Below are 1,659 nucleotides of genomic sequence, written 5' to 3'. Positions count from 1 at the left end.
ACACATTTTCTCTGGCGGGCCTACTAGGGTGTTTTATTCGTCTAGGCACACTTCTTCGCTAAATCATTGCGAAAACGGTCGTTTCCGCAATAGTTTCCCCGCCCCGATGAGTTGAGCCTCCTCGCGTTGCAATCTGTATTGCACAATGTTCAGCATTGGTAATAGGAACACGCAACAAGGGGAGGTTGCATATGCTGGTCAATCCGACACCCACCGGGTCTCCCGCAACTTCCGTGCAACCAGGTCAAGCGAGCAGCCCACGTCGCCTGAGGAAATCGAATTTGGGCTTCCCAAACATCTGGCGTTTGATCATCTTCAGTTGGTTGTTGCCGGGCGGTGTTCTGGTCAGTGCTGCTGACGCGGATGTAACCGACGCGTTGCCCTCTACTCACGGTTACTGCCCGTGAGCTGCCAGTGGCAGCTCAACTTCAATAGATTGACCCTCATGACGAGGCGTCAGCACCACCGTCACGTCATACCCCAGCGCATCGGCATGTTCTGCTAACGTCCCCACGGTTGGATTCAGCGCCCCGTTTTCAATTTTGGAAAGGCGGCCCTTGGAGAGTCCCCGGCGTTCAGCAAGCTCCTTGGCCGTTAAATGAGTCTGCTCTCTGGCCAGCTTGAGTGCATGTGCCACCGAATCGGCAATCAGGGCTTCCTGGAGGTCTGTTTCCAGACCTCCTTTCCCTTCCTGCACCAGCAGTCCACCGGGAAGCTGATCGGCAGGAGTGACCGAACCATTCTCGTTCAGCAGGCTGGCGGCCAGTTCCATTTTCTCTTTCAGACGTTCATTCATAGCTTGAGCCTCCCGGTTTTGACGGCAATCAGTACGTCATAGGCTTCTTCGAGAAGGGCTTCATCTGGATCAGCACCATTGGCCTTCACTTCAGCGTTGACCAGAACAGGACGACCATCGGAGAGCCAGAACAAGTACACCCGTGCTCCACCCCGTTCACCTGTTCTGGTGGTGGGCTTGAGTTCGCATAGCCCTGGAAAACCTTTGAGGGAAACGACATAGCGGCTCTGGTACCCATGCTGGCGAACATCCTGGCAGAGCTTGATGCACTGCCAAACGGTATTCCGGTAACCCGCTCGGTTCATATCGAGCAGGCACTCGATAAGGCGAACATGCCGTGCCTTTGGTCTGCTGGGTAAACGGGCATAGACCAGTGGTGGCATACGTTTACTTTAAAGGAAACTTAAGGTATGAGCAAGTAAGAATGTCGATTTAGGCTCTAAGCTTCCCCCGACAACTGTCGGAATAGAGCGAAACCGACCCTAAACCGACACACGAATGTCCATTTCATCACAGCCCCAAATTGTCGGGAAAGGGTATACCCCAAATAGGCAATCTCTAAGGCTGGCTGTGTTGTATCTGGATATGCAAAGTTGTAATATTACAGGCACTGGGGCTTATGGCCTGATAAAAGTCATGAGAGACGCTGTCACAGGAGTCAGACCTGGTGGATCACGGGTCGATCTGACCGGGTGAGGGTCAGACCCACTTGGGACAGCGAGGGTTTTTAAGATAGGAAATCTACGTGACAGACGCGATAAGATAGCTCGTCTCCCCAACTGGAAATAGCTCAAGCGGCGCTCTTTATGAGCGTCAACAGTACGGCGCTCCTCGTCAGACTCCAGCGAGGTTCCCTCGCTGAA

2 protein-coding genes are annotated in these 1,659 nt (G+C 53.5%); both read right to left on the bottom strand.

What is annotated here, in order from left to right; genetic code table 11:
• Nucleotides 1-394: 394 nt before the first annotated feature.
• On the bottom strand, nucleotides 395-796 hold the full coding sequence (locus tag QZ269_RS13015) for a helix-turn-helix transcriptional regulator (protein WP_291427124.1): 402 nt from the start codon (nucleotides 794-796) through the stop codon (nucleotides 395-397).
• Complete coding sequence (locus QZ269_RS13010; protein ID WP_291427123.1) at nucleotides 793-1,179, bottom strand: hypothetical protein; 387 nt, start codon at nucleotides 1,177-1,179, stop codon at nucleotides 793-795. Before QZ269_RS13010 ends, QZ269_RS13015 begins: the two co-directional genes overlap by 4 nt.
• Between the last annotated feature and the right edge of the window lie 480 nt (nucleotides 1,180-1,659).

This window comes from Deinococcus sp. (assembly GCF_018260405.1).
Classification (GTDB): Bacteria; Deinococcota; Deinococci; order Deinococcales; family Deinococcaceae; genus Deinococcus.
The sequence above is the reverse complement of the archived record's forward strand: the minus strand, read 5'-3'. Positions and strand labels throughout refer to the sequence as shown.

Bases quoted from the DNA above. Each gene is read 5' to 3' on its own strand.
- QZ269_RS13015 (WP_291427124.1), bottom strand. From the start codon at position 796: ATGAATGAACGTCTGAAAGAGAAAATGGAACTGGCCGCCAGCCTGCTG.
- QZ269_RS13010 (WP_291427123.1), bottom strand. From the start codon at position 1,179: ATGCCACCACTGGTCTATGCCCGTTTACCCAGCAGACCAAAGGCACGG.